26 protein-coding genes and 3 tRNA genes are annotated in these 24,435 nt (G+C 71.2%); 6 read left to right on the top strand and 23 right to left on the bottom strand.

Going from position 1 to position 24,435, the window contains the following annotated elements; translation table 11 throughout:
* Positions 1-57: 57 nt before the first annotated feature.
* The 8 genes from rplJ to MM440_RS08230 all read right to left on the bottom strand — a co-directional run bounded on the left by rplJ (position 58) and on the right by MM440_RS08230 (position 5,479).
* Positions 58-663 (bottom strand): 50S ribosomal protein L10, encoded by a 606-nt coding sequence (gene rplJ, locus MM440_RS08265; protein ID WP_241443825.1) that lies wholly within the window; start codon positions 661-663, stop codon positions 58-60.
* A gap of 263 nt (positions 664-926) precedes the next feature.
* Positions 927-1,751 carry a hypothetical protein gene (locus MM440_RS08260; RefSeq protein WP_241443824.1) on the bottom strand — a complete coding sequence of 275 codons (825 nt, stop codon included), beginning with the start codon at positions 1,749-1,751 and terminating at the stop codon, positions 927-929.
* A 53-nt stretch (positions 1,752-1,804) separates the two neighbouring features.
* Positions 1,805-2,647, bottom strand: a complete 843-nt coding sequence (locus tag MM440_RS08255; protein WP_241443823.1) for an SCO4651 family lipoprotein — start codon at positions 2,645-2,647, stop codon at positions 1,805-1,807.
* 202 nt (positions 2,648-2,849) lie between these two features.
* The gene (gene rplA, locus MM440_RS08250) at positions 2,850-3,566 is read right to left on the bottom strand and encodes a 50S ribosomal protein L1 (RefSeq protein WP_241443822.1); all 717 of its coding nucleotides are present in this window, start codon (positions 3,564-3,566) and stop codon (positions 2,850-2,852) included.
* 100 nt (positions 3,567-3,666) lie between these two features.
* Entirely contained in the window at positions 3,667-4,101 is a 435-nt protein-coding gene (gene rplK / locus MM440_RS08245; RefSeq protein ID WP_241443821.1) for a 50S ribosomal protein L11, read from the bottom strand.
* A 107-nt stretch (positions 4,102-4,208) separates the two neighbouring features.
* Positions 4,209-5,036, bottom strand: a complete 828-nt coding sequence (gene nusG, locus MM440_RS08240) for a transcription termination/antitermination protein NusG (protein WP_241443820.1) — start codon at positions 5,034-5,036, stop codon at positions 4,209-4,211.
* Positions 5,037-5,114: 78 nt separating this feature from the next.
* The gene (gene secE / locus MM440_RS08235; protein ID WP_241443819.1) at positions 5,115-5,357 is read right to left on the bottom strand and encodes a preprotein translocase subunit SecE; all 243 of its coding nucleotides are present in this window, start codon (positions 5,355-5,357) and stop codon (positions 5,115-5,117) included.
* A gap of 49 nt (positions 5,358-5,406) precedes the next feature.
* Positions 5,407-5,479 (bottom strand) — tRNA-Trp (locus MM440_RS08230).
* 258 nt (positions 5,480-5,737) lie between these two features.
* On the opposite strand from MM440_RS08230, the gene MM440_RS08225 reads away from it, so the two are divergent.
* Both MM440_RS08225 and MM440_RS08220 read left to right on the top strand, forming a co-directional pair.
* Complete coding sequence (locus MM440_RS08225; protein ID WP_241443818.1) at positions 5,738-6,496, top strand: DUF5709 domain-containing protein; 759 nt, start codon at positions 5,738-5,740, stop codon at positions 6,494-6,496.
* On the top strand, positions 6,409-7,365 hold the full coding sequence (locus tag MM440_RS08220; RefSeq protein WP_241443817.1) for an adenosine deaminase: 957 nt from the start codon (positions 6,409-6,411) through the stop codon (positions 7,363-7,365). The genes MM440_RS08225 and MM440_RS08220 overlap by 88 nt, the downstream gene beginning before the upstream one ends.
* Before the next feature lie 788 nt (positions 7,366-8,153).
* Here MM440_RS08220 and MM440_RS08215 read toward each other — a convergent pair.
* From MM440_RS08215 to MM440_RS08190, 6 genes are all read right to left on the bottom strand, one after another.
* On the bottom strand, positions 8,154-9,284 hold the full coding sequence (locus tag MM440_RS08215; protein WP_241443816.1) for a UDP-N-acetylmuramate dehydrogenase: 1,131 nt from the start codon (positions 9,282-9,284) through the stop codon (positions 8,154-8,156).
* On the bottom strand, positions 9,281-9,709 hold the full coding sequence (locus tag MM440_RS08210; RefSeq protein WP_241443815.1) for a MaoC/PaaZ C-terminal domain-containing protein: 429 nt from the start codon (positions 9,707-9,709) through the stop codon (positions 9,281-9,283). The genes MM440_RS08215 and MM440_RS08210 overlap by 4 nt, the downstream gene beginning before the upstream one ends.
* Complete coding sequence (locus MM440_RS08205; RefSeq protein ID WP_241443814.1) at positions 9,706-10,164, bottom strand: FAS1-like dehydratase domain-containing protein; 459 nt, start codon at positions 10,162-10,164, stop codon at positions 9,706-9,708. Before MM440_RS08205 ends, MM440_RS08210 begins: the two co-directional genes overlap by 4 nt.
* A 90-nt stretch (positions 10,165-10,254) precedes the next feature.
* Complete coding sequence (gene rpmG, locus MM440_RS08200) at positions 10,255-10,425, bottom strand: 50S ribosomal protein L33 (protein ID WP_284283428.1); 171 nt, start codon at positions 10,423-10,425, stop codon at positions 10,255-10,257.
* 184 nt (positions 10,426-10,609) lie between these two features.
* Positions 10,610-10,683 (bottom strand) — tRNA-Met (locus tag MM440_RS08195).
* 38 nt (positions 10,684-10,721) lie between these two features.
* Positions 10,722-10,794, bottom strand: a tRNA-Thr gene (locus MM440_RS08190).
* A 227-nt stretch (positions 10,795-11,021) separates the two neighbouring features.
* On the opposite strand from MM440_RS08190, the gene MM440_RS08185 reads away from it, so the two are divergent.
* From MM440_RS08185 to MM440_RS08175, 3 genes are all read left to right on the top strand, one after another.
* Positions 11,022-13,004: a 2-oxoacid:acceptor oxidoreductase subunit alpha gene (locus MM440_RS08185; RefSeq protein WP_241443813.1), complete on the top strand. Its 1,983-nt coding sequence runs from the start codon at positions 11,022-11,024 to the stop codon at positions 13,002-13,004.
* On the top strand, positions 13,001-14,107 hold the full coding sequence (locus tag MM440_RS08180; RefSeq protein WP_241443812.1) for a 2-oxoacid:ferredoxin oxidoreductase subunit beta: 1,107 nt from the start codon (positions 13,001-13,003) through the stop codon (positions 14,105-14,107). The genes MM440_RS08185 and MM440_RS08180 overlap by 4 nt, the downstream gene beginning before the upstream one ends.
* 280 nt (positions 14,108-14,387) lie before the next feature.
* Positions 14,388-16,238, top strand: a complete 1,851-nt coding sequence (locus tag MM440_RS08175) for a glycoside hydrolase family 2 protein (RefSeq protein ID WP_241443938.1) — start codon at positions 14,388-14,390, stop codon at positions 16,236-16,238.
* Between the two features lie 3 nt (positions 16,239-16,241).
* Here the strand turns inward: MM440_RS08175 and MM440_RS08170 are convergent, their stop codons facing one another.
* The 8 genes from MM440_RS08170 to MM440_RS08135 form a co-directional block, all read right to left on the bottom strand.
* On the bottom strand, positions 16,242-16,949 hold the full coding sequence (locus tag MM440_RS08170; RefSeq protein ID WP_241443811.1) for a hypothetical protein: 708 nt from the start codon (positions 16,947-16,949) through the stop codon (positions 16,242-16,244).
* Between the two features lie 15 nt (positions 16,950-16,964).
* On the bottom strand, positions 16,965-17,309 hold the full coding sequence (locus MM440_RS08165) for a PadR family transcriptional regulator (protein ID WP_241443810.1): 345 nt from the start codon (positions 17,307-17,309) through the stop codon (positions 16,965-16,967).
* Positions 17,310-17,445: 136 nt separating this feature from the next.
* The gene (locus tag MM440_RS08160; RefSeq protein WP_241443809.1) at positions 17,446-18,645 is read right to left on the bottom strand and encodes a pyrophosphate--fructose-6-phosphate 1-phosphotransferase; all 1,200 of its coding nucleotides are present in this window, start codon (positions 18,643-18,645) and stop codon (positions 17,446-17,448) included.
* Positions 18,646-18,914: 269 nt separating this feature from the next.
* The gene (locus tag MM440_RS08155) at positions 18,915-19,514 is read right to left on the bottom strand and encodes an energy-coupling factor transporter transmembrane component T family protein (RefSeq protein WP_241443808.1); all 600 of its coding nucleotides are present in this window, start codon (positions 19,512-19,514) and stop codon (positions 18,915-18,917) included.
* A 1-nt stretch (position 19,515) separates the two neighbouring features.
* Complete coding sequence (locus MM440_RS08150; RefSeq protein ID WP_241443807.1) at positions 19,516-20,199, bottom strand: energy-coupling factor ABC transporter ATP-binding protein; 684 nt, start codon at positions 20,197-20,199, stop codon at positions 19,516-19,518.
* Between the two features lie 30 nt (positions 20,200-20,229).
* On the bottom strand, positions 20,230-20,856 hold the full coding sequence (locus tag MM440_RS08145) for a biotin transporter BioY (RefSeq protein WP_241443806.1): 627 nt from the start codon (positions 20,854-20,856) through the stop codon (positions 20,230-20,232).
* Between the two features lie 24 nt (positions 20,857-20,880).
* Positions 20,881-21,510, bottom strand: a complete 630-nt coding sequence (locus MM440_RS08140; protein WP_241443805.1) for a TetR/AcrR family transcriptional regulator C-terminal domain-containing protein — start codon at positions 21,508-21,510, stop codon at positions 20,881-20,883.
* Positions 21,501-22,229: an IMPACT family protein gene (locus MM440_RS08135; RefSeq protein ID WP_241443804.1), complete on the bottom strand. Its 729-nt coding sequence runs from the start codon at positions 22,227-22,229 to the stop codon at positions 21,501-21,503. Before MM440_RS08135 ends, MM440_RS08140 begins: the two co-directional genes overlap by 10 nt.
* 110 nt (positions 22,230-22,339) lie before the next feature.
* Between MM440_RS08135 and MM440_RS08130 the strand changes: the two genes are divergently transcribed.
* Complete coding sequence (locus tag MM440_RS08130; protein ID WP_241443803.1) at positions 22,340-22,978, top strand: TetR/AcrR family transcriptional regulator; 639 nt, start codon at positions 22,340-22,342, stop codon at positions 22,976-22,978.
* 42 nt (positions 22,979-23,020) lie between these two features.
* Here the strand turns inward: MM440_RS08130 and MM440_RS08125 are convergent, their stop codons facing one another.
* Complete coding sequence (locus MM440_RS08125; RefSeq protein ID WP_241443802.1) at positions 23,021-24,397, bottom strand: MFS transporter; 1,377 nt, start codon at positions 24,395-24,397, stop codon at positions 23,021-23,023.
* Between the last annotated feature and the right edge of the window lie 38 nt (positions 24,398-24,435).

Raw genomic sequence — 24,435 nt, 5'->3', positions numbered from 1 at the left:
TTCCTTCCTGATCAGTGCCGTGAGTGGCGATTTGATGGATGGCCGAGCGCTGCGCGCTCAGGCCTCGTCGCCACCCGTGGCGACATCTTCGGACGCCTCGGCCGGAGCGGCCTCGGCAGGGGCGTCGGCCGGAGCCGACGCGGGGCCCTCCGCCTCGACCTTGGCACGCAGCGCGTCGACGGTGCGAGCGGCCTGCGACAAGGGAGCGGCGAAGAGGTAGACAGCCTTGCTGAGCGACGCGTTCATGGCGCCGGCCAGCTTGGCCAGGAGCACCTCGCGCGACTCGAGGTCCGCGAGCTTGGTGATCTCCTCGGCGGTCAACGGCTTCCCGTCGAGCACACCGGCCTTGATCACGAAGGCCGGGTTGGCCTTGGCGAAGTCACGCAGACCCTTGGCCGTCTCCACCGGGTCACCGGTGACGAAGGCGATTGCGGTCGGGCCGGAGAGCTGGCCGTCGAAGGCCGAGACTCCGGCCTCCTTGGCGGCGATCTCGGTCAGCGTGTTCTTCACCACGGCGTAGGTGGCGTGCTCACGGATCTTGGTGCGCAGCTCGGTGAGCTGCTTCACGCTCAGTCCGCGGTACTCCGTCAGCACGGCCGCGCTGGAGGTCCGGAACTTGTCCGCGATCTCGGCGATGGCCTCCTGCTTGGCAGGCGTTGCCATGTGGCCTCCTTCCGTGGCGTTGATGCCGGCCCGAGCGGCTCCAGGCACGAGGAGAGCCCCGGCGCAGGGCGCACGGGGCTCGAAGGCGCAGCCCGAGGGCTACGAGAAAGAGGCGTGTCACCTGCGCTGGACGCCCACCTGTGGCGGGGCCTTCGTGTCGTCCCACACGAGATGGGCGACAGACCGGCGGTCATTGGTCCCCTCAAGGGTAGGGCCCGCAGGTGCACGCGACCAAATCGCGGGCGCTACGGCTCGACGGGGCGCTACGGCGCGACGAGCGCTGCGTCGGGGGCCTGGACGTCCACCGGCTTGCCCCAGCCGGAGTAGGTCGTGGTGTCGACGACCGGGGAGGCCTTCACGACCATGGTGGAGACCAACGAGGTGGGCAACCCGTCGGCGTCGGTCTTGAGGACGACGTCGATCGGCTTGGTGACGGCCGAGCGGAGCTCTGAGGGACCGCCCATGACCTGGAAGTACGTCGCTGCGGGCACCTCGAAGCGGACCTGCGAGCCGTCGCCGCTCCGGGTCTTGTCGCCGAGCAGGCCGGCGAACAGACCGGTGAACTTCGTGAGGTTCAGCTGGGGGAAGACGGCGCTGCCGCCGAGCTGCTTGCTGACCGGGTCGGAGCCGTCGGCCGCGAGCGCGGTCCACGGCTTCGCCGGGTCCTTGCTCACTCCCTTGATCCAGGTGGCGCTGTCCTTGCGGACCAGCACGTAGGTGCGCCCCGAGGGGATCTTGAGCGTCAGCTTGGCGGCCTGGGCCTTGGTGTCGACCAGCATCGTGCCCGTCCCGGCGGCGCCGGCCAGGTCGAGGCGGACGCTCGACCGGTCGTTGATCGCCGCGGTGAGCGCCGTCGCGAGCTCGGCGCCGGGCACCCCCTCCCCCGACAGGGACGGCGAGGCCGACGCACCCGCCCGACCGGCGAGGGTCGCCGGCGCCTTGGTCACGCTGGCGGCAGCCGACGACGCGGCCTCCCCCTGGGTGGCGGGCGTCATGTTGGAGGTGACCGTGGCCGACCCCGCGACGCACCCGGCGAGCGGGAGGGTCACGAGGGTGGCGAGGGCGAGCAGGCGGCGGGAGGACGGCATGGCGTCACCCACGATAGGCGGCGCCCAGCTGCTCCCCGGGCACCGGCACGCGCTCAGACGCTCTTGGCCCCCGCAGGCGCCTCGATGGTCACCGGCTTGCCCCAGTCGGAGAACGTCATCGTCGTCACCTGCTGCTGACCATTGACCTTGACGCCGGTCGTCATCTTCTGCGGCAGGTGGTCGGCGCTCAGCCAGTAGTCCACAGCCACCGGGTCCTTGAGGGTCGCCTTGATCGCCTCCGCCTGGGACCCGCCGAGGCCCTTCGCGTAGTCCGCGGGCGAGATGGTCATCGCGTAGTGCGTGGTGTCGGTGGGGCCGACCTTCTCCTGGCCCTTCACCGTGGCCTGCTGGCCGCTGAGCACCCTGGTCAGCGCGGTCAGGTCCGCGTGGGACGCCGCCCCGAGCTGGGTGGCGAGCGACTTCGCGGCCGGGTTGGTCGAATTCTTGTCCACCTTCACCCAGCCGGCGGGCAACGAGGGGAAGTCCTTGATGTAGTACTGGTCGCCGATCACGACGTACTCGAGGGTCTTGCCGGCCATCGTCATCGAGCCCTTGGACGCCTTCTTGGCGTAGTCGGCCACGGAGGTGGAGGTCATCCCCATGAGGGTGACCTTGCCGGCCACGGTGTTCTTCGCGGTCGCGGCGGCCTGGATCTCCCGGGCCAGCGTCCCGCCGTCCACCGTGGACCCCACCGCGGCGGTGGTGGCTGCTGCGTCTGTCGTCGCTGCCGGGGTCGAGGAGGTGGTGGCGCTCGTGCCGCCTCCGCTCGGCTGGGTCGAGCCGCCGCAGGCGCTCAGGCCCAGCGCCAGCACGGTGGCCGCACCGGTGAGCCCCAGGGCTCGGGTGGCGGGGCCGAAGGGCGCGCGGGTCGTTCGGGTCGTTCGGACAGCGGTCATGGTCGTCTCCCCCTCGGCGGCAGCGCCGCCGATCGTGTGGTGCACGCTCCCCTGGCGCGCCCCCTCAGCCTAGGCACTGTCGCGACCTGCTGCCCAGGGGTCTACCGCAACAGCCGGCCCAGGGGTCTACCGGAGCAGCAGGACGGGCCCGCCGCGCAGGTGCGCAGCGAGCCCGTCCGAAGGCGTCCCGAAGGGGGCGAGGTCAGGCGGTGGCCTCGTCCTCCAGCAGGTTGCGGGTGCGGTTGGGGTCCAGCGGGATGCCGGGGCCCATCGTCGTCGTCATGGTCGCCTTGGAGATGTAGCGGCCCTTGGACGCCGACGGCTTCAGCCGCAGGATCTCGTCGAGAGCGGCGCCGTAGTTCTCCACCAGCGACTTCTCGTCGAACGAGACCTTGCCGATGATGAAGTGAAGGTTGGCGTGCTTGTCGACGCGGAACTCGATCTTGCCGCCCTTGATGTCGGACACGGCCTTGGCGACGTCCATGGTGACGGTGCCGGTCTTCGGGTTGGGCATGAGGCCACGCGGGCCGAGCACCTTGCCGAGACGACCGACCTTGCCCATGAGGTCCGGGGTGGCGACGACTGCGTCGAAGTCGAGCCAGCCGCCCTGGACCTTCTCGAGCAGGTCGTCGGAGCCGACGAAGTCAGCACCGGCGGCCTTGGCCTGCTCCGCGCGCTCGCCGTTGGCGAACACGAGGACGCGGGCGGTCTTGCCGGTGCCGTGGGGCAGGTTGACCGTGCCGCGGACCATCTGGTCGGCCTTGCGGGGGTCCACACCGAGACGGAACGCGACCTCGACGGTCGAGTCGTACTTGGTGGTGGCGGTGTCCTTCGCGAGGCGGACGGCCTCCAGGGGCGCGTAGAGCGTGTCCTCGGAGATCTTCTCCTCCGCGGCGCGGTAGGCCTTGCTGCGCTTCATGTGCTTCTCCTGATGATGGTGACTGGTGAAGGTGTGGTTGGCGGGCCAGCGCGTGGCCCTCCCACGGGTCCGGGCCGAGTGGCCCGGACCGTCCCGAGGATCAGTAGCCCTCGGTGGTGATGCCCATCGACCGGGCGGTGCCGGCGATGACCTTGGCGGCGGCCTCGACGTCGTTGGCGTTGAGGTCCTCCATCTTCTGCGTGGCGATCTCGCGCACCTGGTCGGCGGTCAGCTTGGCGACCTTGACGGTGTGCGGGGTGCCCGAGCCCTTGGGGACGCCGGCAGCCTTCTTGATCAGCTCGGCGGCCGGGGGCGTCTTGGTGATGAAGGTGAACGAGCGGTCCTCGTAGACCGTGATCTCGACCGGGATGACGTTGCCGCGCTGGGCCTCCGTCGCGGCGTTGTACGCCTTGACGAACTCCATGATGTTGACGCCGTGCTGACCGAGGGCCGGGCCGACGGGCGGGGCCGGGGTCGCGGCGCCAGCCTGGATCTGGAGCTTGATGAGGCCGGCGACCTTCTTCTTGGGAGGCATGGTGCTTCCTTGTCCTTCGTGGGCCTACGCCGTGGGCGATGACCCGGTTGCATGCTCCGCGTGCGGATCGACGCGAAGGGGGTGCCGCCGATGGCGGCGTGCTGTCCTCAGATCTTGGCGACCTGGTTGAACGACAGCTCGACCGGGGTCTCCCGGCCGAAGATGGAGACGAGAACCTTGAGCTTCTGGGTCTCGGTGTTGATCTCGGAGACCGTCGCGTCGAGGGTCTCGAACGGGCCCTCCATGACGGTGACCGACTCGCCCGGCACGAACTCGACCTGCGACTCGACCTTGCGGCCGCTGGACGCGGCGGTCGAGGCGGCGGCGCCACCCGCGGCGGCGGGGGCCTCGGCCTTCTCGAGGTTGGGGGCGAGCATCGTCACGACCTCGTCCAGCGAGAGCGGGACCGGCTGGTGGGTGTGGCCGACGAACCCGGTGACACCGGGCGTGTGCCGCACGGCGCCCCACGACTCGTCGGTGAGGTCCATCCGGACCAGGACATAGCCGGGCATCCGGACCCGACGCACCAGCTTGCGCTGGCCGTTCTTGATCTCGGTGACCTCCTCCATCGGGACCTCCACCTGGAAGATGTAGGGCTCCATGTTGAGGCTCGTGATGCGGGTCTCGAGGTTGACCTTCACGCGGTTCTCGTAGCCCGCGTAGGAGTGCACGACGTACCAGTCGCCCTCGGCGATGCGCAGGCTGGTCTTGAACTCCTCCAGCGGGTCGACCGCGACCTCGGGCTGGGCGTCGGCGTCGGTGTCCGCGTCGGTGTCGTCGGAGGGCTCGCTCAGAGCCTCGTCGACGTCCGCGATGGCGTCGACGTCGGGGTCGGCGTCGGTGGACTCGGTGATCTCGACACTCTCGACGGCGTCGTGCAGCTCAGCATCGGCAGCGTCGTCGGTCGACGACTCGGTGAGGTGCTGGTCGGACACAGCGAGACCTACTTCCTTGGATCTTTCCTGGTGACGGACGACTGTCCCCGGCGATGGCCAGGTCGTGCTCTCAGGCTCTCAGTCCGCGAAGGCCCAGAAGACGAGGCGGCTGATCCCGAAGTCGAGGCCGGCGACGTAGAGCATGATCGCGATCACGAAGACCAGGACCACAGCCGTGTAGGTCAGCAGCTCCTGACGGGTCGGCCGCACCACCTTGCGCAGCTCGTCGATGATCTGGCTGAGGAACAGCGCGAGGCGCGCGAAGACGTTGCGCCGGTCAGGCTGCTGCCGCAGCCGACTCGTCGCATTGACCTCCGACACGTGGTGCCTTCCTGTCGAGCTTCGACCCTGGCGAGGTCGTGGGACTGTGCAGGGCAGGAGGGACTCGAACCCCCAACCTGCGGTTTTGGAGACCGCTGCTCTGCCAATTGAGCTACTACCCTTCGGTGGCCGGGCCCGTCCGGCGCAGCGCGCAGCAACGGGTGTCAGCCAACCAAGAGTCCAGCATACGCCACCGCTCGGGTGGCACGCGAACCCGTCGGTGGGGTGCCAAGATGGGCGAGGCAGGGGTGACGCTGCGGCGCGGCGCCGGCCAGGGGCTCTACCCCTGGAGCCGGCGAGGCGGCACCGGCACCCCGCGGAGCCACCGAGCAGGTCCACGCAGGTCCGAGCAGGTCAGACGAGGTGAAGGAGAGGACGCCATGAGCGAGCTCAACGACGAGGTGCCCGGCGACGAGCAGGGCGCCTTCAGCGCCGACGACGAGGACCAGCTGCAGCCCGAGGACACGCTGGACCAGCGCGGGGTGGACGACATGCTCGACGAGGGCTACTCCCCGCCGGAGCGGCCTCGCGCGGTGGAGAGCTACGGGATGACCGCCGAGGAGCAGGAGCAGGGCGAGACCTTGGACATGCGCCTCGAGCAGGAGCTGCCGGACGACGCCAGCGACGAGCACGACCCGCGCGCCCACGTGCGTCCCGAGGACCTGCGAGTGGGCGGTGACGAGCCCGAGTCGATCGATGCCGAGGACGACTTCCTCGCCGACGCCGAGGTGGGTGACCGACGCGCCGGCCGCCTGGTCGCGCCCGACGAGGGCGCCCGCGAGGACGCCGAGTCCGACCTGGTCGGTGCGGACGTCGGCATCGACGGTGCCGGTGCCTCCGCCGAGGAGGCGGCCGTGCACGTGGTCGACGACGAGGACGGGTCGGCGAGGACGGGCTCGGCGAGGACGGGCTCGGCGAGGACGGGCTCGGCGAGGACGGGCTCGGCGAGGACGGGCTCGGCGACGACGACGACGTCGAGGGCGACCGCTAGGTGGCACGCCCCCTCGACCAGCTGCCGAAGGCGCACCTGCACCTGCACTTCACCGGGTCGATGCGCCTCGAGACGCTGGTCGACATGGCCGATCACCACGGCATCCGGCTCCCCCGATCCCTCGTGGGGGCCTGGCCACCCCAGCTGACCTCGACGGAGTCCCGGGGCTGGTTCCGGTTCCAGCGGCTCTACGACGCGGCCCGGGCGTGCGTGCGCAGCGAGGCGGACATGCGGCGGATCGTGCGCGAGGCCGTGCTCGACGACGCGGCCGAGGGGTCGCGCTGGCTCGAGCTGCAGGTCGACCCCACGTCCTACGCGCCGTTCGTCGGCGGGTTGACCCCGGCGCTGGAGATCGTGCTGGACGAGGTCGAGGCCGCCTCCGCCGAGTCGGGGATCGGCGCGGGCGTGATCGTCGCCGCGAGCCGGATCCGGCACCCGCTGGACGCTCGCACCCTGGCGCGGCTGGCCGCGCACCACGCCGGACCGGTGGTGGGCTTCGGGCTGTCCAACGACGAGCACCGTGGTCGCACCGAGGACTTCGCTCCGGCGTTCAAGATCGCCGAGCGGGCGGGCCTCGGCCGGATGCCGCACGGTGGCGAGCTGCTCGGCGCCGACGCCGTGACCCGCACCCTGGACTCGCTGCACCCGACCCGCATCGGTCACGGTGTGCGCGCCGCAGAGGACCCGCGCGTGCTGGACCGGCTGGCCCGCGACGGCGTCGCCCTCGAGGTGTGCCCCGCGTCCAACGTGGCGCTCGGGGTCTACCCGGATCCGGCCGACGTGCCCGCGCGCCGGCTGCTGGACCACGGCGTCACCGTCGCTCTGGGTGCCGACGACCCGCTGCTGTTCGGCAGCCGCCTGGTCGAGCAGTACCGCATCGCCCGCGAGGAGTGGGGCCTCGACGACGAGGCCCTCGCCGAGCTGGCCCGGTCCTCGCTGCGCGCCTCCACCGCTCCCCCCGCCATCCGCGACCGCGCCCTCGCCGACGTCGACGCGTGGCTGCGTCTGCCCGAGTAGGCGCTCGACTCGGTCGTGGTGACCGGCGCGGTGCTCGCGGTGGTCCCGGTGATCGCCGGCTGCGCCGGGCCGCGCTCCGTGCAGGTGGGTGCGTGGGTAGGTGGGTGCGCATCCGCGCAGGTTGCCGTGGCACGCGCACGTTCCCGTGACACGCGCAGGGTCGGGAGGGCGGCGTCTCACGTTTCCTGCGCGGATCACGGGTTCCTGCGCGGATGCCCAGCTCGTGCGCAGCCGCGTGGCCGGGCGGGGGCCGGCCGATCTACTCGGTTACTTGTTCGTGGATGGCCGAGCTGTTCTGCACTGGGTGACATTGGCCAGCGCAGGACAGTCCGCCCATCGCAGACCAGGTCGCCCAGTGGAGAACGGCTCGGCCAGCACAAGACAGATGGGCCAGGACGGTCGGCCGGTGGACGGCGAGGTGGGTGGGGGTCTACCTGGGGCCGGCGAGGGGTGGATGTGCGCAGGTTGCCGTGAGACGCGCACGTTCCCGAGAGATGCGCAGGATCGGGAGGGCGGCGTGTCACGGGTTCGTGCGCGGATCACGGGTTCGTGCGCGGATGCCCAGCCCGTGCGCAGGCGGGTGGCCGGGCGGGGGCGGCCGATCTACTGGTTACTTGTTCGTAGATGCCCCAACTGTTCTGCACTGGGTGACATTGGCCAGCGCAGGACAGTCCGCCCATCGGAGAACAGGTGGCCCAGCGGAGGACAGCTCGACCGTGGACAGCTCGGCCAGCGCAGGCGGGTAGAGCGAAGACCGGGTTGGGCGGGAGCGCGACGGGCCGCCGGGGCTACAGCTCGTGGCCGACGAAGACGGGCTCGTTGACGAGCGTGACGCCGAAGGCCTGCTGGACGCCGTCGCGGACCTCGCGAGCGAGGGCGACGACGTCGGCGGCGGTGGCGTGGCCGCGGTTGGTGAGGGCGAGGGTGTGCTTGGTCGACAGGGCGGCCGGGCCGGGCAGGCCGTAGCCCTTGCCGAAGCCGGCCTTGTCGATCAGCCAGGCGGCGCTGGTCTTGACGAGCTCGGCGCCGCTGTCGTCGGTGCCCCCGGGGAAGCGCGGCGGGACCGGCCCGTCCGGCCCGAGCAGCGCGGCGGCCCGGGCGACGAGGGCGTCGTGCTCGGCGGGACGAAGCAGCGGGTTCGTGAAGAACGACCCGCAGCTCCAGGTGTCGTGGTCGGCGGGGTCGAGGACCATGCCGCGGCGACGACGCTGCTCGAGCACCGCCTCACGGGCGTCGGCGAGCGGGACGCGGGCGCCCTGCTCGACGCCGAGACCGGCGGCGAGGTCGGCGTAGGCGATCGGTCGCGACAGGTCGGCGATCTCGAGCTGGAAGGCCACCTCGAGCACGACGTAGCGCCCGGTCCCCCGGTGCGAGGTCTCCTTGAAGAGCGAGTGCCGGTAGCTGAACCGGCAGTCCACGGGGAAGAAGGTGCGGATCCGCTGCTGCTCCCGGTCGTAGACCCTGACCTGCGCGATCGTCTGGGACACCTCCTGGCCGTAGGCACCGACGTTCTGCACCGGCGTCGCCCCGACCGCGCCCGGGATGCCGGAGAGCGCCTCGATGCCGGCCCAGCCGGAGCGCACCGCCTCGGCGACGAAGTCGTCCCACGGGGTGCCGGCCTGCACCCGCACGAACGCGCCACCGCAGTAGTCGGCGGACTCGACCGCGATGCCTTCCGAGCGCACCAGGACGACCGTGCCGGGGAAGCCGTCGTCGCTGACGACGAGGTTGGAGCCCCCCGAGACGACGAGCAGCGGCTCCCCCGCGTCGTCGGCGGCGCGCACCGCGGCGACGAGCTCGTCGGAGCTGGTGGCGGTGACCAGGCGGGTGGCGGGGCCGCCGACGTGCATGGTCGTGAGGTCGGCGAGGCGGGCGGTCTCGGCCGCCGGGGTCGCCGGCGAGGTGGAGGGCGTGCTCATCCGTCGAGGCGCACCGTCGCGAGGGCGCGGCCCAGGACCTTCTGGCCGCGGCAGGTCGCGGTGAGCTCTACGGTGGCGCGATCCCCCTCGACCTTCTTGACCGTGCCGGAGACCTCGACGTCGGCACCGTCGTCGTAGTCGACGACGACCGGCGCGGTGAACTTCGTGGCGTACTCGACGACCCGGCCGGCGTCACCGACCCAGTCGACGACGACCTGCACGGCCGAGCCCATGGTGAGCATCCCGTGCGCGATGACGTCGGGCAGGCCGACCTGCTTGGCGAACGGCTCGTCCCAGTGGATGCGGTTGCGGTCCAACGAGGCCCCGGCGTAGCGGACCAGGTCCTCGCGGGTCAGGTGGATGGTGCGCCCCGGCAGCTGGTCGCCCACGGCGACGGCACGAAGGTCGGTCGTCTGCTCGCTCATCGCTCTCCTTCGTCCTCGCCGCGCACGACGAGCGTCGACACGGCGGTGCACCGCGGCGCACCGTCGGCGGTGGCCAGCTCGGTGCGCGTGGTGACCATCGCGTGCCCGCCGACCAGGCGCACCTGGTCCACGTGCAGGGTCGTGTAGATCTCGTCGCCGGCGGTCAGCGGTGCGTGGTGGGTGAACCGCTGCTCGCCGTGGACGACGCGGGAGAAGTCGATGCCGCTCTCGGGGTCGTCGTAGAGCGTCTTGCCGACGAACATGTCGATCACGACCGCGAAGGTCGGCGGGGCGATGACGTCGGCGTAGCCGCGCTCGCGGGCGACCTCGACGCTGGTGTGGACCGGGTCGACAGCGCCCACGGCCTCGGCGAACTCGGCAATCTTGGCGCGGCTGACGACGTAGGGACCGGCGGGCGGGTACGCACGCCCGGCGATCTCGGGGTTCACGGCCATGGAGCAAACCCTAGCCGCAAACGAGTTGGCGCCGCCTCCTGCCGGGGCAGGGGCGACGCCGTGGGGTGGCGCTGGGCGGACGACTGCGCGTCAGCGCGTCTCGCGGTGCGCGGTGTGCTTGTTGCAGCGGGGGCAGAACTTCGCCAGCTCGAGCCGGTCGGGGTGGTTCCGACGGTTCTTCTTGGTGATGTAGTTGCGCTCCTTGCACTCGGTGCACGCCATCGTGATCTTGGGACGGACGTCAGCGGACTTGCTGGCCACGGGGCAACCTGCTCTCGGACAAAGAAACGGACGACGCGGGACGAGGAGGCTCGTCGCCGCAAGTGGGTGGTGCTCGCTCTACACGGTGCCGCGCATCGCGAGCACACAGCGACGCACCAGCATACGCGACACGCGGGGGATCCGAGAAATCCGGTCCGGATCGTCGGGTCCACCGCGTGCGTCGTAGCGGGAGCGGGGCTCGATCCCGCGACCTCACGATTATGAGTCGTGCGCTCTAACCAGCTGAGCTACCCCGCCAGGTGATCTGCCGAGAGCCTTCGGCCCTGGGCGATGCGAGCCCCCTGTCGGAATCGAACCGACGACCTTTTCCTTACCATGGAAACGCTCTGCCGACTGAGCTAAGGGGGCGGACAGCCAGCAGTGAGCTGCGCTGTGGTGCCTGACGAAGATACACGGTCGGCAGGCTGGGTGGGAAATCAGGCGGCGCCGTCAGGGCGCTGGACGGCCTACCCTGGACCGATGGGTGAACACGGATCCGGACTACCCCAAGACCGCGTTATATTGCCCATAACTCGCGCCTATGGGAAGGGCTCCCACCAGGCGGGTTCCAGTCGACGAAAGAAGACCCTCGCTCCATGACCACGCTCCCGAACGTGCCCACGACCAAGGACGTGCACCGCCTCGACCGCGTCGTCATCCGGTTCGCCGGCGACTCCGGCGACGGGATGCAGCTGACCGGGGACCGCTTCACCTCCCAGACCGCCATCTTGGGCAACGACCTGTCGACCCTGCCGAACTTCCCGGCGGAGATCCGCGCACCTCAGGGGACCGTGCACGGCGTCTCGTCGTTCCAGCTGCACTTCGCCGACCACGAGGTGCTCACCCCGGGCGACTCCCCCGACGTGCTGGTCGCGATGAACCCCGCCGCGCTCAAGGCCAACCTGCGCGACCTGCCGCGCGGGGCGACGATCATCGCCGACAGCGACGAGTTCTCGAAGCGCAACCTGGGCAAGGTGGGCTACGCCTCCAACCCGCTCGAGGACGGGACGCTGGAGTCCTACCACCTGCACGCGCTGCCGCTGACCTCGATCACCGTGGACGCGCTCGCCGACCACGACCTGTCCCGCAAGGACAAGGAACGCGCGAAGAACATGTTCACCCTCGGGCTGCTGTCCTGGCTCTACAGCCGGCCGCTCCAGGGCACCGAGGACTTCCTCACCGCGAAGTTCGCCAAGAAGCCGGACGTCCTGGCGGCCAACCTCACCGCGCTGCACGCCGGGCACGCCTTCGGCGAGACGACCGAGGACTTCGCCGTCTCCTTCGAGGTGCCGGCGGCGGACATGCGGTCGGGCGAGTACCGCAACATCACCGGCAACACCGCCCTCGCCTACGGGCTGGTCGCCGCGGCGCAGCGCTCCGGGCTGCCGCTGGTGCTCGGGGCCTACCCGATCACCCCGGCCTCGGACATCCTGCACACCCTGTCGGGGCTCAAGCGGTTCGGCGTCACGACCATCCAGGCCGAGGACGAGATCGCCGGTATCGGCGCCGCCCTCGGTGCGTCCTTCGGTGGCGCGCTCGGGGTGACCAGCACCTCCGGCCCGGGTGTCGCGCTGAAGAGCGAGACCATCGGTCTGGCCGTGTCGCTCGAGCTGCCGCTCGTCATCGTCGACGTGCAGCGCGGCGGTCCGTCGACCGGGCTGCCCACCAAGACCGAGCAGGCCGACCTGCTGCAGGCGATGTACGGCCGCAACGGTGAGGCGCCCGTGCCGATCGTCGCGCCGCGCTGGCCGTCCGACTGCTTCGACGCGGCCCTGGAGGCCGTGCGGATCGCGACGACCTACCGCACGCCGGTGTTCCTGCTGTCGGACGGCTACCTCGCGAACGGCTCCGAGCCGTGGGCGATCCCGGACGTAGACGCCCTCCCCGACCTGCGCGTCGACCTGGCGACCGGGCCGAACGGCGTGGACGGCGACGGCAACCCCGTCTTCCAGCCGTACCTGCGCGACCCCGAGACGCTGGCCCGCCCGTGGGCCGTGCCCGGCACCCCCGGCCTCGAGCACCGCATCGGGGGCATCGAGAAGGCCGACATCACCGGCAACATCTCCTACGACCCGGACAACCACGACCTGATGACCCGGCTGCGCCAGGCCAAGGTCGACGGCGTCGTCGCCACCATCGACGACCTCGAGGTCGACGACCCGACCGGCACCGCCGAGGTGCTGGTGCTCGGGTGGGGGTCGACCTACGGGCCGATCTCGGCGGGCGTGCGGTTCGCCCGGCGGTCGGGGCTCAAGGTCGCGCAGGCCCACCTGCGCCACCTCAACCCGTTCCCCGACAACACCGGTGACGTGCTGCGCCGCTACAAGCGGGTGATCGTGCCCGAGATGAACATGGGCCAGCTGACCCAGCTGTTGCGGGCGCGCTACCTCGTGGACGTGCGAGCCCACACCCAGGTGCGCGGACTTCCTTTCACCGCAACGGATCTCGCCGACGTCATCCGCAACGCCGTGCACGAGCTGCACGGCGCCGGCCCCGCCACCATCCCGGCCAACCCCACCCAGCAGGCCGAGCAGACCCAGCAGTCCCCCGAGAGCAACGAGCAGGAGAGCACGCGATGAGCATCGACCTCGGCCTTCCCGTGGTCGTCGACCCCAGCACCGCCGGCCGGCCCGGCGGGCTGCACGGTGTGCCGGCGGTCCCCGAGGGCTCGGACCCGTTGACCAAGAAGGACTTCACCTCCGACCAGGAGGTGCGCTGGTGCCCCGGCTGCGGTGACTACGCCGTGCTGGCGGCCGTCCAGTCGTTCCTGCCCGACCTCGGGCTGCGCCGCGAGAACATCGCGTTCATCTCCGGCATCGGCTGCTCGTCGCGCTTCCCGTACTACCTCGACACCTACGGCATGCACTCGATCCACGGACGGGCGCCGGCGATCGCGACCGGCCTCGTCACGGCTCGCCCGGACCTGTCGGTGTGGGTCGTCACCGGTGACGGGGACGCGCTGTCGATCGGCGGCAACCACCTGATCCACGCGATGCGCCGCAACGTCAACATGACCATCCTGTTGTTCAACAACCGGATCTACGGGCTGACCAAGGGGCAGTACTCCCCCACCTCCGAGGTCGGCAAGGTCACCAAGTCCAGCCCGGCCGGGTCGGTGGACGCGCCGTTCAACCCGATCTCCCTGGCGCTGGGTGCTGAGGCGACCTTCGTCGCGCGCACGATGGACTCCAACCGCAAGCACCTCATGGAGGTGCTGCGCGCGGCGGCCGAGCACCGCGGCACGGCCATGGTGGAGATCTACCAGAACTGCCCGATCTTCAACGACGGCGCGTTCCAGCTGCTCAAGGACCGCGGTGAGGCGGCCACCCGGATGGCCCACCTCGAGGACGGCCAGCCCGTCCGCGTCGGGTCGGACCGGGTCGTCGTGCGCACCGAACTCGGTTCTGTCGCAGTCGTGCCCGAGGCCGAGGCCGACCCCGAGTCGATCGTGGTGCACCACGTCGACACCGAGGACCCGTCGCAGGCGTTCGCGCTGTCGCGCCTGGACGCCGTAGACCAGGACGTCGTGCCCATGGGCATCTTCCGGTCCGTCTCGCGGCCCACCTACGACGACGGCGTGCGCGCCCAGATCGCCGAGGCCGAGGACCTCGCCGGCGGTCCCGCTGACGACGACGCCCTGGGCGCGCTGCTGCGCGGCAAGGACAGCTGGACCATCGGCTGACGTGGCGTCGAGGGCGAGCGGCGTGGGCAGCGGTGCCGGCGCCCGCGCGAGAGGTGCTGTGGGCGCTGTGGGTTCCGTCGGTGCCGTAGCGGCTCGGACGGCTGTCCGAGCCGCCTGGCGTGGCCAGCAGTGGCTCTGGCGGCGTCGTGGCACTCTCGCCCCCGTCCGGCCCGCCGCACGGGCGTGGACGGAGGGTGCGTCCGGTGACGGGCGGGTCGTCGGAGCCGCGCCTGGTGCTGGTGCTGGTGCTGGGGTCGGCCTCGGTGAGGCGGACGGCGCGGTGCCGCGGCCGGAGCACCCACGACCCCAGCTGACCCGCCCCACCTGGCGGAGCCTCAACGGCCGGTGGGACTTCGAGATCGACTCGGGCGGTTCAGGGTTCGAGCGGGGGCTGACCACCGCTCCCCTGTCGTCCAGCATCCTCGTGCCGTTCTGCCCCGAGTCCGAGGCGAGCGGCGTCGGGAACCGCGACTTCATGGAGACCGTCTGGTATCGACGGGTCGTCAACATCCCCGCCGACTGGGCCGGGACGCGCGTGCTGCTGCACCTGGGGGCCGTCGATCACGACGCCACCGTGTGGGCCAACGGCGTCGAGATGGGGCGCCACCGAGGCGGATTCACGCCGTTCACCGTCGACCTGACCGACCAGGTGATCCCCGGCGCCGACGTGCTCGTCGTCGTGCGGGCGGAGGACTCGCGCACCGCGGTGCAGGCGCGGGGCAAGCAGTCGCGGGCCTACGCACCGTCCGGGTGCTTCTATCCACGCACCACCGGGATCTGGCAGTCGGTGTGGCTGGAGTCGGTGCCCACCGTGCACGTGCGGCGGCTGCGCATCACCCCGTCGGTGGCGTCGTCGTCGTTCACGGTCGAGGCGGTGCTCTCCGAGAATCCTTCTGGCACAAGGTTGGTCGCCGAGCTGACCCGAGACGCCGGACACGGTGACGGAGGCGGGGCGGACGACACGGTGGTCGCCACGGCCACCATCGCCGCCGATCTGGACCTCGCGCCCGCGGTGCACCTGCAGGTCCCCGCCGACGAGCTGCGGCTGTGGGAGCCGGGGTCGCCGCACCTCTATGGGCTGACGGTCCGCCTCGAGGACCCCTCCGGCACCCTGCTCGACGAGGTCACCTCCTACGCCGGGCTCCGCTCGATCTCGTTGAGCGGCAAGGAGATCCGGATCAACGGTCGGAAGGTGTTCCAGCGGCTGGTGCTCGATCAGGGCTACTACCCCGACACCTTGATGACGGCGCCCTCGGATGCCGCACTGGTCGAGGACATCCGGCTGGCGCTCGACGCGGGCTTCAACGGAGCACGGTTGCACGAGAAGGTCTTCGAGGAGCGCTTCCTCTTCCACGCCGACCGGCTGGGCTATCTGGTGTGGGGCGAGTTCGGCGACTGGGGTGCGACGGTCGCGCCGGAGGGATCGGTCTACGACCAGGACGAGCCGCCGGCGCTGCAACGGCCGACGGCCTCGTTCGTCACCCAGTGGACCGAGGTGCTGGCGCGGGACTACAACCACCCGTCGATCATCGGCTGGTGCCCGCTCAACGAGACGGCGCAGGAGCTGACGTCGGAGCTCACCACCCTCGACGAGGTGACGCGAGCGCTCTTCCAGGCCACCAAGATCGCCGACCCCACCCGTCCGGTCATCGACGCGTCCGGCTGGTCGCACCGGGTGCCCGAGACCGATGTCTATGACGCACACAGCTATTCGCAGGACCCGCTGCGGTTCCGGGTGCTGATGGCCGGGCTGGCCGAGGGCGACCCGCTCGTCGACCTGCCGGGCCGGCAGTGGTCGGTGCCCTACGCCGGCCAGCCCTACTTCGTCTCCGAGTACGGCGGCATCTGGTGGGACCCGAACCCGCCCACGGGCGACGCCGACGGCGAGGACCGCTCCGCCTCCTGGGGATACGGCCAGCGCGTGCGGTCGGAGGAGGAGTTCCACCAGCGGTTCGAGGGGCTGACCCGGGTGCTGCTGGAGAACCCGCTCATGTTCGGCTACTGCTACACCCAGCTGACCGACGTCTTCCAGGAGCAGAACGGCATCTATCGGTTCGACCGCACCCGCAAGCTCGACGTGGACCGGGTGCGGGCCGTCCAGGCGCGACCGGCGGCCTACGAGTCCGACTGAGGCTCAGGTGAGCCAGGCGACCAGAGCCATGATGGCCACGACCACCGGGAAGACGACGATGGCCGCCACGCCGGCACCGGAGACCCGTCGGCGCGGACCAGCGGGGACCGAGGGATCGACGATCGGGTCCTCCCGCCAGGTGAGGAACGACGTGACGACCGAGACGACCAGAGCGATCGTCCCGCCGACGAGCCCGACCATCGCGGGGATGTCGAACAGCCTCTGCTGCAACAGGATCGCGGCAAAGGCGGTCGCCATGAAGGCCACCGTGATCACGACCATGCCGAGCCACCGACGGGTGAGCAGCGGCTCCAACCAGCGCCAGAGCACCACCGCGAACACGGCGATGAGCGCGGCGCTCACGGCCACGCCGACCGTGATCGTCAAGGGGCGTCCCGCCTGCATGCTGTCGATGGACGGCGGGACCGCCAGCCCGAGGAGCCCGATCGCGGCAGGAGCGGCGGCGATCACCGTGTGCTTGAGCGAGTCGACGGTCGGGTCGGTCGGCAGCTCCAGCGCCGCCGCGTAGTCACCCGGGGCGCCGAACGCCTCCTTCGGAGTCTCGCCGGACTGCGCGCAGTAGTCCTCGACCGACTTGATGGCGTCGCCGATGGCCGCTCCCGGCACCTCGCGAGCGCGCAGGGCGATGGTGAAGTCGTCGACCCACCGCTTGGGCAAGATGGCGCCGAACTGGTTGTCCTTGAGGTTCATCGCATGCTCCAGAGATCAGGCGGCGCTGGCCGCGGACGAGGTGAACGTGGTGACGAGAGAAGCGAACTGGGCCCAGTCGGCCGCCGTGCGCTCGAAGGTGGCGCGGCCGGAGTCGGTCAGCGCGAAGTACTTGCGGGCGGGGCCGCCGTCGCCCTGGCGCCACTCGACGGCCACCGAGCCGGCCTGCTCGAGCCGGCTGAGGAGCGGGTAGAGCGTGCCGCCTTTGAGGGCGCCGAAGCCGCTCTCGTCGAGTCGGACGCCGATGGCGTAGCCGTAGGTCGGCCCGTCCGCCAGGACCCGCAGGACGGCCAGCTCGAGGACTCCGCGAAGCCACTCGCTGGGCCAGGTGGTTGCTGTCATGCGCTAGACAGTACGCCTACATAGTCAGACTGTCTACCTAGAGAGCCTGACTAGTTTCCTCCGCGTCCCGGACGCGCCGCGGCCCGGCGTCACCTGCGAGGTGAGCCGGGCCGCGGACGGTGCGGGAGGTCTACGGTCAGATCTGCCCGATCTGCTTGAGCAGGTCCTGGAACCACGGTTGGGAGGCGTCGAAGGCCTTGTGGCCCGCGATGCGCGGGAACTCGATGACCCGAAGCTCGTCACCGCGCTCCTCGTCGTGACCGACGACGCCGGGGGTGCCGGCCTGCGCCGCCTCGACGGCGACGTCGCACATGGACTTGATGAGCGCGAGGTCGGTGTCGTTGGCCTTGGCGGAGCGGGAGAAGTAGCCGGACTTCTGGACCATGGTCTTCTCGGCGTCGATCTTGGCGCCGAACTCCTTGGCGAAGTAGGCACCGGGGTTGATCGTGTCGAGCTTCACGTGGCCGAACGGGTCGCGCGCGACCTCCTGGCCGGAGGCCTCCAGCTCCTTGACGATGTCGTCGACGCCGGCGCCCTCGGACAGGAAGATGTTGACGCAGCCGATCTCGTCCATGACCTTCTTGAGGCGGGCGGCCTCACGGTCCAGGTCGATGTGCAGCTCGGGCACGTAGACCCCGTGGATGGCCCAGCGCTCGGGCGTGAGGCCCGCGGACGGCAGGAAGGTCTGCTCGGCGTGCCAGGCCATGTAGTCACGCGCCGCGGCGGCGGTGAGCCAGCCACAGTTGCGGCCCATGACCTCGTGGACGATGAGCATCCGCGGGTTCGAGCCGTGCTCGGCGATGATGTTCTGGCCGAAGATCGACGCCTGCTCGGCTGCGGTCTGGGCGCCGAGGGACTGGCGGATCGGGACGATGTCGTTGTCGATCGTCTTCGGGAGGCCGACGACGATCAGCTCGTAACCCTGCTCGTGCAGGTAGGCGGCGAGGTCGGCCGCGGTGGTGTTGGTGTCGTCCCCGCCGATGGTGTGCAGGACGTCGACGCCGTCCTCCTTGAGGCGGTTCGCGGCGACCTCGAGGGGGTTCTCACCCTCCTTGACGAGGCCGCGCTCGACGAGGTTCTTGGCGTTGGTGAGCTTGACGCGGGAGTTGCCGATGGGGCTGCCCCCGAAGTTGCGCAGGATGCCGGCGTTCTTGCGGGTCTCCTCGTCGAACACGGTGTAGCTGCCGGTCAGGACGCCGTGGTAGCCGTGGCGGTAGCCGATCAGCTCGACGTCGGGGAGGACCTCGGTGTAGCGCTCGATGAGGTCGCCCACCGCAGCGGACAGGCAGGGGGCGTAGCCGCCAGCGGTGAGCATGGCGACGCGACGAATGGTCATCACGGGTCCTTCCACCGTCGCAGGCGACGGTCTCGTGGGTGCGGACGGTCCGTTGCCATGGCCGGGTGGCCGTGGTGCCATGCGTGGTGGCCGTGGCGTGACCTCGGGCGACGGACCTTGGCCTCAGCCTATCGAGACGCACTGGCAGGGGCCATCGCTGCCCCGGTCGACGTGGCTGCACCCCGGGTGGCGGTCAGGACGGCGGTCAGGGCGGCGGTCAGGGCGGCGGGCGCGCAGGTCAAGGGTGGGACGTGGGTAGAACGGGTGGCTCAGTCGTCGTAGCCCCGCGCGGCGAGCGCCTCACCGACGCGCTCGGCGTGGCGGACGGTGCGGATCACGAGCGGCGTGGCGAGCGCGCGCGGGCTGCGCTCGAGGCCTCGCGCCCGCCGGGCCTCGAGGGTCTGGTGCAGCAGGTCCCGCACGACCGGGATGGCCCGCAACGCCAACGAGACGGTCAGCGCGACCTTGTCGGGATCGACGCCGAGGCGGCGCAGCGGCTGCAGCCCTCGTTGCACCGTGTCCAGCAGGTCCGAGACGCGGGTCGAGAGGGTGACCAGGCTGGCGGCGGCGACGGAGATGACCAACCCGACCAGCAGCTGCAGCGCCGCCTCGAGACCGAGCGCCCACCACTGGTAGGGCACCAGGACCGCGAGGAACCAGCGCAACGGCTTCAGCTCAGCGAGCAGGTAGCGCAACGGGATTCGCGCCACGGCGAAGCCGACCAGGACGACGGCTGCCGACACACCGGCCAGGAGAGGCGTCTGCCAGATCGAGATGGGGACGAGGAAGACCGCGAGCAGGACCAGCTTGAGACCTGGGGTGGCGCGATGCACGAGCGATCGCCCCGGGACGTAGGTGCCGGTCAGCACGTCAGGCCCCCATCAGTCGCCGGTAGAACGAGATCGCCTCTGCCGCAGCGCCATCCGCGACGACGCGGCCCTCATCGATGACAACCACCCGCTCCCAGCCGGCGAGGAGGTCGAGGTGGTGGGTGACGAGCAGGACCTGCTGGTCGAGGGACTCGAGGAGCTGGGTGACCTTGCGGGAGTGGCGCAGGTCGAGCAGCGTCGTCGGCTCGTCGCACACCAGGATCGCCGGCTCCGTGACAAGGATCGAGGCCAGCGCGAGGAGCTGCTTCTGGCCCGACGAGAGCTGGTGGGCCGGGTGGTCGTGGTGGTCTCCCAGGCTGAACCTCTCAAGGACCTCCCTGACCCGCTCCGACTTCTGCGGTTGCGTGAGATCGGTTCGCCGCAAAGAAAACTCGACGTCCTCTGCCACGGTCGGCATGACGATCTGAGCCTCCGGGTCCGGGAACACGAAGCCGACCCGGCGGCGGATCGCCGCTCCCTGCTTGCCCGTGTCGAGACCGTCGACCAGGACGGTGCCGTCGGTGGGGACGACCAGGCCGTTGACCATCCTCGCCAGCGTCGACTTGCCCGAGCCGTTGGCGCCCACCACCCCGATGCGTTGCTGGGTCAGCTCGAGGTCGATGCCCTCCAGCACGCGGCGCTCGCCGTAGGCATGGCTGACACCGCGGAACTCGATGTGTGGCAACGGGACTCGCAGAGTTGCTGGTGGTTGGGTCTACGCGGACGTGGGGGTGCGACGGGGGCGCGGGGCGGGGAGGAGGCCGGGGACGGCGCGGTGCACGCCGGCGGCGACGACACCGGCGATGACCGCCTTGACGAGGTCGCCGGGGATGAACTGCAGGGAGTAGGTCGCGGCGGTGGCGAGCGTGAGCTTCGGTGAGCGCCAAGCCATCCCGGGGACCCCGAGGGCGTAGGAGACCAGGATGCCACCGACGAGACAGGCCACGATGACCCACCAGGTCGACACGCGCGGGGCGCGCAGCTCGACGAGCCGGCCGATGACCCAGGCCACCAGCGGGTAGGCGACGACGAACCCGACCGACGGGCTGGTGAAGACGGCCAGGCCGCGCACCCCGGAGGCGAGGACCGGCAGACCGACGACGGCGAGCAGCACGAACAGCAGCGCGGCGTAGAACCCCCGCTTGGCCCCCAGCACCGCGCCGGCGAGCATCAGGGCGAGGTTCTGCAGGACGATCGGCGTCGGGCCGGCCACCGCCAGCTTGACCGGGAAGAGCGCCACCATCAGGGCGGTGAAGGCGGCGATCAGGGCGAGGTCGCGCGCGGTGAGACCGGCGCTCGCGCGGGCCGGCGCGGACGGGGTGGAGGTGTGCGTGGAAGCCATGCAGGGATGCTACCTGAACACCGTTCAGGGGCGGTGCTCGGGGGTGGCGGGGGCCACACCCTCGGGCAGGCGGGTGGCCAGGCCGGCGACGAGCAGGTCCAGACCGAAGGCGAAGCGCTCGGGTGCCGAGGAGTCGGCCCGGGCGGCCACCCCGAACTGCTGCATCTGCTCGTGGCCCTGCTCGTCCGCCACCGCCCCGAGGACGAAGACGAGCAGCGTGGCGCCGGCCTGCGCGGCGTCGGCCTCGGCGAGACCCGCCCGGCGCAGGATGTCGACCACCGGGGCCGCGGGGTCGACGTCGGCGCTGCGCACGGCGAGCACGGAGGCGACCAGCTCGGCGCCGTCGCGGTGCGCCCGGAGCGCCGCGCGCAGACGGGTGGCCCAGGCGCGGACCTGGTCCGGCCAGCTCGCCTCCTGCTGGTGGAGCCGGCTCGCCGAGTCGGCGCCGGGTGCCTGCGCCGAGTCGATCGGCTCGGCCAGGATGGTCTGCGCCATCTCGGCGAGCAGCGACTGCTTGTTGGGGATGTGCCAGTAGAGCGCGGAGGGCTGCACGCCGAGCGAGGTCGCCAGCCGGCGCATCGACAGATCGGTGAAGCCGTAGCTGTCGAGGATCCGCAGCGCCTCGGCCACGACGTCGGTGCGGGTCAGTGCCACGCGGGCTCCTCGTCGACCCAGCGCTCTCCCCCGGTGGTGACGGCGCCCCGCCCCGCGGTCGCCTGGGCCACGGCCTCGTGGAGTCGCTCCAGTCGATCGTCCGGGACGCCCAGGTGCAGGAGCACCGCATCGCCGCGATAGTCGACCCCGACGACGGCGAAACCGCGCGAGCGCAGGTCGTTGTCGAGGCGGCCGGCTTCGGCGACGGCGCTCTCGACGACCACGTCCCACACGAGCGTGCGCTGCACGGTGGCCGCCTGGTCGAGCGCCGCGCGCACCGCGCCGCCGTAGGCGCGCACCAGACCGCCGGTGCCGAGCAGGGTGCCACCGAACCACCGGGTCACCACGGCGACGACGTCGCTCAGCGGGGTGGCGATGCCCGTGGCGCCCGCGGTGCCGGTGGTGCCGGAGGTGCCCGCGGCACCGACTTGACCCGCCGAGTCCCCCCGTCCGCGCAGGACCTCGAGGATCGGCGCGCCGGCCGTGCCGGACGGCTCGCCGTCGTCCGAGCTGCGGGCGACGAGCTCGGGGCCGGCGGGGTCGCCAAGCAGAAAGGCGCTGCAGTGGTGCCGGGCGTCGTGGTGTCGGCGACGCGCACGGTCTACGACGGCGCGGGCGGACTCCTCGTCCTCGACCCGCTCGACCCGGGCCAGGAAGCGGGACCGGCGCACCTCGATCTCGGCCTCGACGGGCGAAGCCAGGGTGCGGTAGGCGCTCACCCGGTCATCCTCTCAGGAGCGAGAGCTCCGCTGAGAGACGCTCAGGATGCGGTTGAAGTCTCAATGACCGTTCTCCGTCATTGACCAGGAAGCCGCAGTATGTTACGCGGATGACCATCAGCAAGAACCCCGTGCGACGACGCCCGGGACGACCCAAGGGTGGAGACAGTGCCGCCACCCGCGAGCACATCCTCCAGTGCGCCTTCGACCTCATCGCGACGCGCGGCTACCGCGGCACGTCGATGGCGACGGTCGCCGAGACGGCCTGCCTGAGCCAGACCGGTCTCGCTCATCACTTCCGGACCAAGGACGTGCTGCTGGCGGCGGTGCTCGACCGGCGCGACGCCATCGACCACGCCGACATCGACGCGGCGCTGGGCGGGACGGCCGACGGGTGGCCGTACTTCGAGGCGCTGCTGCGCCTCGTGGCGCTCAACAGCGACCGCGCGGCGCTGGTGCGCCTGTTCAGCACCGTCACCGCCGAGGCGCTGGACGAGCAGCACCCCGCGCACGGCTGGGTGGAGCGGCACTACGCCGACACCATCGCCCGGGCGACCACCGCGCTGCGGCGCGGACAGGCCATGGGGACCGTCCGCCAGGACGCCCCGGTGGAGGCCATCGCGCGCAACACCATCGCGCTGATGGACGGGCTGCAGACCCAGTGGCTGCTGGACCCGACGTTCGACATGGTGCCGGCGTTCGATGCCTACGTCAGCGACCTGCGGGGGCGCTGGGGCCAGGCGGGCTGAGCCCGACCGGCTGACCCGGCTCCGCTCGCTCAGCGGGCCGGCTCAGCCGGTGGCCACCGGCTCCTCGGCGACCACGGACTCCTCGAGCTGCTGCCCGCGCTTCTCGGGCAGCAGCAGCGCCGCCCCCGCGGCCAGCAGGAACGCCACCGCGAACACCGCGAAGAGCAGGCCGGTGCCGCCGAGCGACTGCAACGGCGGCACCGCCAGCGGGGCGATGATCGAGGCGATCCGCCCGAACCCTGCGGCGCCACCGGATCCGGTGCCCCGCAGCCGGGTCGGGTAGATCTCGGGCGTCACGGCGTAGAGCGCGCCCCACGCCCCGAGGTTGAAGAACGACAGCGCGCAGCCGGCGGTGATGATCATCGCCTCTGTGCCCGCCTGCCCGAACGCGAGCGCGGCCAGCGCGGAGCCCGCGAGGAAGGTCGCGAGGGTCGGGCGCCGACCCCAGCGCTCGATCAGGTACGCGGAGACGGCGTAGCCCGGCAGCTGGGCCAGCGTGATCCAGAGCGTGAACTCGAACGACTTCACCATCGGGAACCCGGCCTTGACCAGCAGGGACGGCAGCCAGATGAAGGCGCCGTAGTAGCTGAAGTTGACGAAGAACCACACCAGCCACAGCGCCGCCGTGCGCACGCGGTAGCGCGCCGACCAGAGCTCACCCGGCGACGCCGTCTCGACCGGGATCTCGACGGGCACCGCCGTGGCGTCGGCGGGTGGGTCGATGCCGGCGGCCTGCTCGTAGACCCGGACGGCGGCCTCGGCCTCGTCGTGCCGCCCGCGCCCCTCGAGGAAGCGGACCGACTCGGGCAGCCCGAACCGCACGGCCACCGAGTAGAGCGCGGGGACGATGCCGACCGCGAGCGCCCAGCGCCACCCGTCGGGGCTGCGCGGGATCACCAGGTAGCCGATCAGGGCGGCGAGGATCCAGCCGAGGGCCCAGAACGACTCCAGCGCCACGACGACCCGGCCCCGGATCGCGCGCGGGGCGTACTCCGAGACGAGGGTCGAGGCGACCGGCAGCTCGGCGCCGAGCCCGACCCCCACGAGGAAGCGCAGCACCATGAGCGCCGCCACGCTGCCGACCAGGGCGGAGGCGCCGGTCGCCACGCCGTAGACGAGCAGGGTCAGGGCGAACACCTGCCGACGCCCCACCCGGTCGGCGAGCAGCCCGCCAAGACTCGCACCGAGGGCCATCCCGACGAAGCCGATCGACCCGATCCACGAGACCGTCGTGGCGTCGAGCGACCACTGCTTGGCCAGGGCGGCCATCACGAAGGAGATGAGGCCGACGTCCATCGCGTCCAGCGCCCACCCGCCTCCGGCGCCACCGAGGAGCTGGCCGTGCTTGCGGGTGAAGGGCAGCCGGTCGAGCCGCTCGGTGCGGGTCAGCGGGACGGGTGGAGTCGACGACGCAGGCACGTGGCCTCCCAGGTGAGTGCCGAAGGTGGTCACAGGAT

It is taken from the genome of Arsenicicoccus piscis, from assembly GCF_022568835.1.
Lineage (GTDB): Bacteria > Actinomycetota > Actinomycetes > Actinomycetales > Dermatophilaceae > Arsenicicoccus > Arsenicicoccus piscis.
This window is presented reverse-complemented; position numbering and strand designations above follow the sequence as displayed.

Coding starts and splice junctions, on each gene's coding strand:
- rplJ (WP_241443825.1), bottom strand. CDS start 663: ATGGCAACGCCTGCCAAGCAGGAGGCCATCGCCGAGATCGCGGACAAG.
- MM440_RS08260 (WP_241443824.1), bottom strand. CDS start 1,751: ATGCCGTCCTCCCGCCGCCTGCTCGCCCTCGCCACCCTCGTGACCCTC.
- MM440_RS08255 (WP_241443823.1), bottom strand. CDS start 2,647: ATGACCGCTGTCCGAACGACCCGAACGACCCGCGCGCCCTTCGGCCCC.
- rplA (WP_241443822.1), bottom strand. CDS start 3,566: ATGAAGCGCAGCAAGGCCTACCGCGCCGCGGAGGAGAAGATCTCCGAG.
- rplK (WP_241443821.1), bottom strand. CDS start 4,101: ATGCCTCCCAAGAAGAAGGTCGCCGGCCTCATCAAGCTCCAGATCCAG.
- MM440_RS08225 (WP_241443818.1), top strand. CDS start 5,738: ATGAGCGAGCTCAACGACGAGGTGCCCGGCGACGAGCAGGGCGCCTTC.
- MM440_RS08220 (WP_241443817.1), top strand. CDS start 6,409: ATGCGCCTCGAGACGCTGGTCGACATGGCCGATCACCACGGCATCCGG.
- MM440_RS08215 (WP_241443816.1), bottom strand. CDS start 9,284: ATGAGCACGCCCTCCACCTCGCCGGCGACCCCGGCGGCCGAGACCGCC.
- MM440_RS08210 (WP_241443815.1), bottom strand. CDS start 9,709: ATGAGCGAGCAGACGACCGACCTTCGTGCCGTCGCCGTGGGCGACCAG.
- MM440_RS08205 (WP_241443814.1), bottom strand. CDS start 10,164: ATGGCCGTGAACCCCGAGATCGCCGGGCGTGCGTACCCGCCCGCCGGT.
- MM440_RS08185 (WP_241443813.1), top strand. CDS start 11,022: ATGACCACGCTCCCGAACGTGCCCACGACCAAGGACGTGCACCGCCTC.
- MM440_RS08180 (WP_241443812.1), top strand. CDS start 13,001: ATGAGCATCGACCTCGGCCTTCCCGTGGTCGTCGACCCCAGCACCGCC.
- MM440_RS08170 (WP_241443811.1), bottom strand. CDS start 16,949: ATGAACCTCAAGGACAACCAGTTCGGCGCCATCTTGCCCAAGCGGTGG.
- MM440_RS08165 (WP_241443810.1), bottom strand. CDS start 17,309: ATGACAGCAACCACCTGGCCCAGCGAGTGGCTTCGCGGAGTCCTCGAG.
- MM440_RS08160 (WP_241443809.1), bottom strand. CDS start 18,645: ATGACCATTCGTCGCGTCGCCATGCTCACCGCTGGCGGCTACGCCCCC.
- MM440_RS08145 (WP_241443806.1), bottom strand. CDS start 20,856: ATGGCTTCCACGCACACCTCCACCCCGTCCGCGCCGGCCCGCGCGAGC.
- MM440_RS08130 (WP_241443803.1), top strand. CDS start 22,340: ATGACCATCAGCAAGAACCCCGTGCGACGACGCCCGGGACGACCCAAG.